This window comes from Pseudomonas putida (assembly GCF_028682175.1).
Classification (GTDB): Bacteria; Pseudomonadota; Gammaproteobacteria; order Pseudomonadales; family Pseudomonadaceae; genus Aquipseudomonas; species Aquipseudomonas putida_AD.
This window is the reverse complement of sequence record NZ_JANHKS010000003.1, coordinates 259,223-266,213: the sequence shown is the minus strand read 5'-3', so window position 1 is coordinate 266,213 and position 6,991 is coordinate 259,223. Positions and strand designations below refer to the sequence as shown.

7 protein-coding genes are annotated in these 6,991 nt (G+C 62.6%); 6 read left to right on the top strand and 1 reads right to left on the bottom strand.

The genetic code is table 11. From position 1 onward, the window contains the following. Nucleotides 1-115: 115 nt before the first annotated feature. Nucleotides 116-409 (bottom strand): DUF1330 domain-containing protein, encoded by a 294-nt coding sequence (locus tag NPS29_RS04115; protein ID WP_274130881.1) that lies wholly within the window; start codon nt 407-409, stop codon nt 116-118. Nucleotides 410-533: 124 nt separating this feature from the next. Here NPS29_RS04115 and ribBA point away from each other — a divergent pair, with 124 nt between their 5' ends. The 6 genes from ribBA (at nt 534) to NPS29_RS04085 (ending at nt 6,872) form a co-directional block, all read left to right on the top strand. Further along, entirely contained in the window at nt 534-1,643 is a 1,110-nt protein-coding gene (gene ribBA, locus NPS29_RS04110) for a bifunctional 3,4-dihydroxy-2-butanone-4-phosphate synthase/GTP cyclohydrolase II (protein ID WP_274130880.1), read from the top strand. 465 nt (nt 1,644-2,108) lie between these two features. Further along, the gene (locus tag NPS29_RS04105) at nt 2,109-3,134 is read left to right on the top strand and encodes an ABC transporter substrate-binding protein (protein ID WP_274130879.1); all 1,026 of its coding nucleotides are present in this window, start codon (nt 2,109-2,111) and stop codon (nt 3,132-3,134) included. Then, entirely contained in the window at nt 3,131-4,075 is a 945-nt protein-coding gene (locus NPS29_RS04100) for an ABC transporter permease (protein ID WP_274130898.1), read from the top strand. The genes NPS29_RS04105 and NPS29_RS04100 overlap by 4 nt, the downstream gene beginning before the upstream one ends. A 6-nt stretch (nt 4,076-4,081) precedes the next feature. Then, on the top strand, nt 4,082-4,897 hold the full coding sequence (locus NPS29_RS04095) for an ABC transporter permease (RefSeq protein ID WP_274130878.1): 816 nt from the start codon (nt 4,082-4,084) through the stop codon (nt 4,895-4,897). After that, nucleotides 4,894-6,054, top strand: coding sequence for an ABC transporter ATP-binding protein (locus NPS29_RS04090; RefSeq protein ID WP_274130877.1), 1,161 nt, complete (start codon nt 4,894-4,896; stop codon nt 6,052-6,054). Before NPS29_RS04095 ends, NPS29_RS04090 begins: the two co-directional genes overlap by 4 nt. A 185-nt stretch (nt 6,055-6,239) precedes the next feature. Then, a complete protein-coding gene (locus NPS29_RS04085) occupies nt 6,240-6,872 on the top strand; it encodes an START domain-containing protein (protein WP_274130876.1) in 633 nt (210 codons plus the stop codon). Nucleotides 6,873-6,991 lie beyond the last annotated feature (119 nt).

The window sequence follows — 6,991 nt, the reverse complement described above, 5'->3', positions numbered from 1 at the left end:
GCTGCACGATCCGCGACCGACACCTCTCGCGTAGGAGCGCGCTTGCTCTGGGCCGCATTCGGACGATGGCGATCTTGAAATCGCCAACGCCGGCAAGCCATGCCAAGTCAGGCGTTCAACCTTCGAACGCCTCGACAATCACGATCTCGGCATGGGCCGCGCCCTGGCGGTGGCTCATGGCTTCCTGATACTCGGGCGAGTGGTAGCACGCCAGTGCCTGCTCGTAGGAATCGAACTCGATCACCACCGTGCGCTGCGGGGTCTTGCGGCCTTCCAGGGCTTCGGCGCGGCCGCCTCGGGCGAGGAACCTGCCGCCGTATTTCTTGAACGCAGCCGGGCCGCGGTGGGTGTATTCGGTGTATTGCGTCGGGTCATTGATGTCGACGTGGGCGATCCAGTAAGCCTTCATTGCGCTCTCGCTCTTTTGGTCAATGCTGTGGTTTCAAAAAAGGTGAATCTGTGAAATATTCTGTCTTATGGTATACCACGATTTGCCTGTGTAATCCCTCATTCCATAAAAAGAGATCCCGAGTATGGCGTTCGACCGCATCGAAGACATCATCGAAGACTACCGCCAGGGCAAGATGGTCCTGCTGGTGGATGATGAAGACCGGGAAAACGAAGGCGACCTGCTGCTCGCCGCCGACCGTTGCACCCCGCAGGCCATCAGCTTCATGGCCAACGAAGCCCGCGGGCTGATCTGCCTGACCCTGACCGACGAGCACTGCCAGCGCCTGGGCCTTGAGCAGATGGTGCCGAGCAACGGCAGCGTATTCTCCACCGCCTTTACTGTGTCCATCGAAGCCGCCACCGGCGTGACCACCGGGATTTCCGCCGCCGACCGCGCCCGCACCGTACAGGCCGCGGTCGCGGCTAATGCCTGCGCCGACGACGTAGTGCAACCGGGCCACATCTTCCCGCTGCGTGCCCGCGAAGGCGGCGTCCTGACCCGCGCAGGCCATACCGAAGCCGGCTGTGACCTGGCGCGGCTGGCCGGCTTCACCCCGGCCTCGGTGATCGTCGAAGTGATGAACGACGACGGCACCATGGCCCGCCGCCCGGACCTTGAGCGCTTCGCCGCGAAACACGGCATCCGCATCGGCACCATCGCCGACCTGATCCACTACCGCCTCAGCACCGAGCACACCATCGTGCGCATCGGCGAGCGCGAACTGCCGACGGTGCACGGGACCTTCCGCCTCATCAGCTTCGAGGACCGCATCGAAGGCGGCGTGCACATGGCGATGGTCATGGGCGATATACGCCGTGAGGAGCCGACGCTGGTGCGGGTGCACGTGGTCGATCCGCTGCGCGACCTGGTGGGTGCCGAGTACAACGGCCCGGCCAACTGGACGCTGTGGGCTGCGCTGCAGCGGGTCGCGCAGGAAGGTCGCGGCGTGGTCGTGGTGCTGGCCAACCACGAATCGTCCCAGGCGCTGCTGGAGCGTATCCCGCAGTTGACCCAGCCACCGCGCCAGTACACTCGCTCGCAGTCACGCATCTACTCGGAGGTCGGCACCGGCGCGCAGATCCTCCAGGACATCGGCGTCGGCAAGCTGCGTCACCTCGGACCGCCACTCAAATACGCAGGCTTGACCGGCTACGATCTGGAAGTGGTTGAAAGCATTCCATTTACAGGCTGATGGTACCGAGCTGGCGCACTGAATCAGCTCATGAGCAGTGCGCCACTTGCCCCGGCACCTCCCTTTCCGTTCGTCACAGAAGCACAAAAAATCAAGGCATCAGAGACGGCAAAGTGCTTGCAGAAAGTTTGGAATACCATAATATGACATCCCGTAGGCCGAAGATTTTATCGTCAGGTGTGGCTGACAAAAACAGTTCATTCCACCCCACCCGACAGGCCCCGTTTTAAAGGTCCGCAGCTTGCCAAGGCTGCGCACTCATTGCTCCCGACAGGCGGGCATTGGGTTCTGTACGACAGGTTCTGACGCGAAGGTGAGGCAAGGCGAAAACAGCCGAGGAAGCGGAGTTTACGAGTTGTAAATGAGCATTCCGAGGCTGTTTTCAACGCAGCATCACCAAGTGTCAGGACATGTCGTGCAGGACCAAGCGATCCGCTCAAAAAACACAACAAAGAGGGCGAAAAAATGGTGTTGATTCAACGTGCAACAGCGGTCCTGACAGCAGGTGTACTGGCGCTCTCTTGTCACGCAGCAATGGCGGCCGACAGCGTCAACTTCGTCAGTTGGGGCGGCTCGACTCAGGATGCGCAAAAGCAGGCCTGGGCCAACTCCTTCACCAAGAGCACCGGGACCGCCGTGGTTCAGGACGGTCCGACCGACTACGGCAAACTCAAGGCCATGGTCGAGAGCGGCAACGTTTCCTGGGACGTGGTCGATGTCGAAGCCGACTTCGCCCTGCGCGCGGCCAGCGAAGGCTTGCTCGAGCCGCTGGATTTCAGCGTCATCAAGAAAGACCGCATCGATCCGCGCTTCCAGTCCGACCACGGTGTGGGCTCCTTCTTCTTCTCCTTCGTGCTGGGCTACAACGAGAGCAAGCTGGGCAAGGCCAAGCCTGAAGACTGGTCCGCCCTGTTCGACACCAAGACCTACCCCGGCAAACGCGCGCTCTACAAATGGCCAAGCCCAGGCGTGCTGGAACTGGCCCTGCTGGCCGACGGCGTACCGAAAGACAAGCTCTACCCGCTGGACCTGGACCGCGCCTTCAAGAAACTCGACACCATCAAGAAAGACATCGTCTGGTGGGGTGGCGGCGCGCAGTCCCAGCAATTGCTGGCCTCCGGTGAAGCCTCGCTGGGCCAGTTCTGGAACGGCCGCACCTACGCCCTCAAGCAGGACGGCGCACCGGTGGGCGTGAGCTGGAAACAGAACCTGGTCATGGCCGACTTCCTGGTGGTGCCAAAAGGCGCGAAGAACAAGGACGCGGCCATGAAGCTGATCGCCGAGGCCGCCAGCGCCAGGGGCCAGGCCGATTTCTCCAACCTGACCGCGTATGCGCCGGTCAATCTGGACAGCGTGCAGCGTCTGGATTCGACCTTGGCCAAGGACCTGCCGACCGCCTACCCTGAAGATCAAATCACTCTCGACTTCGCGTACTGGGCCAAGAACGGTCCTGCCATCGCGTCACGGTGGAACGAATGGCTGGTCAAATGAAAATGACGGCCATCGCGTCCCGTCAATCCAACCCGGCCGGTGGTGCGTCCAGCACCGCCGGCGCGGCATCCACCCAGGCTGTGACGATGAAGCAGACGACCTCCCTGTCGCAACGCTGGAAAGGCAGCCGCAACCTGCTGCCGGCCCTGATCTTCCTCGGCCTGTTCTTCTTCGCGCCGTTGATCGGCCTCTTGCTGCGCGGGGTGCTGGAGCCCACGCCCGGCCTTGGCAACTACGAGCAACTGTTCGCCAACTCGGCCTATGCCCGAGTGCTGTTCAACACCTTCTCGGTGGCGGGCCTGGTCACGCTGTTCAGCCTGTTGCTGGGTTTCCCGCTGGCCTGGGCGATCACCCTGGTGCCACGGGGCTGGGGCCGCTGGATGCTGAACATCGTGCTGCTGTCGATGTGGACCAGCCTGCTGGCGCGCACCTATTCGTGGCTGGTGCTGTTGCAGGCCTCGGGCGTGATCAACAAGGCATTGATGGCCATGGGCATCATCGATCAGCCGCTGGAGATGGTGCATAACCTGACCGGCGTGGTAATCGGCATGAGCTACATCATGATCCCGTTCATCGTACTGCCGCTGCAGGCCACCATGGCTGCCATCGACCCGATGGTGCTGCAGGCCGGTTCGATCTGTGGCGCCAGCCCCTGGACCAACTTCACCAAGGTGTTCCTGCCGCTGTGCCGCCCGGGGCTGTTTTCCGGTGGGCTGATGGTGTTCGTCATGTCCCTGGGGTACTACGTGACCCCGGCCCTGCTCGGCGGCGCCCAGGACATGATGCTGCCCGAGTTCATCGTCCAGCAGGTGCAATCGTTCCTCAACTGGGGGCTTGCCAGTGCAGCCGCTGCGTTGCTGATCGTGATTACCCTGGTGCTGTTCTACTTCTACCTCAAGCTGCAACCGGAATCCCCGGTCGGCTCGAACCACGCGAGGTAACCCGCCATGCTCCTGACACCCAATGCCATGAGCCCGCGCCTGCGCTGGGGCCTGTACTCGGTCACCGGGCTGATCGCCCTGTTCCTGCTGCTGCCGATCGTGTTCATCGTGCTGCTGTCGTTCGGCTCCTCCCAGTGGCTGGTGTTTCCGCCACCGGGCTGGACACTGAAGTGGTACGTGCAGTTCTTCGGCAACCCGGACTGGATGGCCGCGGCCCTGGCGAGCCTCAAGGTGGCGATCCTGACCACCCTCTTCGCCGTGCTGCTGGGCCTGCCAACCGCCTTCGCTCTGGTGCGCGGACGCTTTCCGGGCCGCGACATGCTCTACGGCCTGTTCACTCTGCCGATGATCGTGCCGCTGGTGATCATCGCGGTGGCGGTCTATGCGCTGTTCCTGAAACTGGGCTACACCGGCACGCTGGTGTCCTTTGTAGTCAGCCATGTGATCGTCGCGCTGCCGTTCACCATCATCTCGATCATCAACTCGCTCAAGCTGTTCGACCAGTCCATCGAGGATGCGGCGGTGATCTGCGGCGCATCGCGGATTCAGGCGGTGTTCAAGGTGACCTTTCCGGGCATCCGTCCGGGCATGGTCGCCGGCGCCCTGTTCGCCTTCCTCGTGTCCTGGGATGAAGTGGTGCTGAGCGTGATGATGGCCAGCCCCAACCTGCAGACCCTGCCCGTCAAGATGTGGACCACGCTGCGCCAGGACCTGACTCCGGTAATCGCCGTCGCCTCGACGCTGTTGATCGCCCTGTCCATCCTGGTCATGTTTATCGCCGCGACCCTGCGTCGCCGCAACGAAGCGAGAATGCCTTCATGAGTGCCGTGATCAAAGATTCAGCAGCTGCACAAAATCAGCAACAGCCCCTCGTCAGCCTGCGCAACCTGAACAGGCATTACGGCGACTTCGCGGCGGTGGACAACATTTCCCTGGACATCAAGGACGGCGAGTTCCTGACCTTCCTCGGCTCCAGCGGCTCGGGCAAGAGCACCACGCTGTCGATGCTGGCCGGGTTCGAAACGCCAAGCTCCGGCGAGATCCTGGTCCAGGGCAAATCCCTGGTCAACGTGCCGCCGCACAAGCGCGACATTGGCATGGTGTTCCAGCGTTACTCGCTCTTCCCGCATCTTTCGGTGCGCGACAACATCGCCTTCCCGCTGGCCATCCGCAAGCTGTCGGCGGCCGAGCGTGACAAGCGCGTCGACGCCATGCTCAAGCTGGTGCAACTGGAGCAATTCGCCCATCGCCGCCCTTCCCAACTGTCTGGCGGCCAACAGCAACGTGTGGCCATCGCCCGCGCGCTGGTCTACGAACCACGCATCCTGCTGATGGACGAACCGCTGGGCGCGCTGGACAAGAAATTGCGCGAAGACCTGCAAGACGAACTGCGCCAGCTGCATCGCCGCCTGGGCATCACCATCGTCTACGTGACCCACGATCAGGAAGAAGCCATGCGCCTGTCCCAGCGCATCGCGATTTTCAGCCATGGCAAGATCGTCGGCCTGGGCACCGGCTATGACCTGTACCAGAACCCGCCGAATGCCTTCGTCGCCTCGTTCCTGGGCAACTCCAACTTCCTCAAGCTCAAGGCCCAGGGCAATGGCGCGGCCACGTTCGAGGGCCAGCCACTGTCGATTCGCCTGACTTCGGGACTGACCACAGATCAGGACGTGCTGCTGATGATCCGCCCCGAAAAAGCCCAGGCCCTGAGCGTCGAACAGGCCGCCGCCCAACCGCTGCCCACCGGCTGGAACGAAGTCGGCGCCAAGGTGGGCGAGGTGTTGTTCCTGGGTGAAAGCCAGACCTGCACCGTGATGACCGCAGGCGGAACCTCGATGACGGTCAAGGCGTTGTCTGCGGCGGGCATGCCGCTCAAGGCCGGCGACCAGGTGCGCGTACGCTGGGCCACGGCCGATGCCTGCGTGTACACCGAATGGGCCGAGAGCGACCTGAACAAGGCCGCCGGGGCGCATTGAGTCTCTGTTTAACCTACAACCCTGTAGGAGTGAGCTTGCTCGCGATACGTCGTTTCAGACACCACACCCGTGCCTGACCCACCGCTATCGCGAGCAAGCTCACTCCTACAGGTCCGGACACCCCCTCTCTATCTCGCCTATGCTCTGAAGACCCGCGCCCTCAACGTGCAGTCCCGGAGCTTCTCATGAAAACACTGCCCGTCCTGTGCGCCCTGTTGCTGGCCGCTCACTTCACCTGCGCGGTGGCCGAAGACTGGAAACTGGCCAGGGACGAAAACGGCATCAAGGTCTACCTCAGCCAGCCCATCGGTTCGGACTACCAGAGCTTTCGCGGCGTGGCCCGGATCAAGGCCGACATTCCCACCCTCAGCCGTCTGCAAGAGAACCTCACCATCGCCTGCAAATGGCTCTACGCCTGCGCGGACATGCGCCTGCTCAAGGTGGATGGCGACAAGACCTTCGTCTACCTGACCACCGACCTGCCGGCACCGGCCAGCGTGCGGGACATGGTGCTGCAGGTGCAGACCGAGCTGCTGGACAACGGCACGGTAATCCGCCACCTGAGCGCGATCAAGGGCATGGAGCCTGAGGTAGACGGTGTGATCCGCGTCAACGAACTGCACGGCGAGTGGATCATGGTGCCCAGGGGCGAGAGGGAAACGGAGGTGACTTACCAGATGCAGGCCGATCCTGCCGGGGCGATCCCGGCGTGGCTGGCCAACCGGTTCGTGATCGATGCGCCGATGGTGACGCTCAAGACGCTACGCGCGGTGGCCGAACGCCAGGGTGGGCATTCGGCCGAAAATGAAACACCTTGATGGGGAACCATATGCCCCGTAGCAGCACGGCTTGCCGGCGGGAGCGGCGTGTCAGTCGACATCAATGTGTCAGACATACCGCTCCCGCCGGCAAGCCGTGCTGCTACGGGTTAGGACGT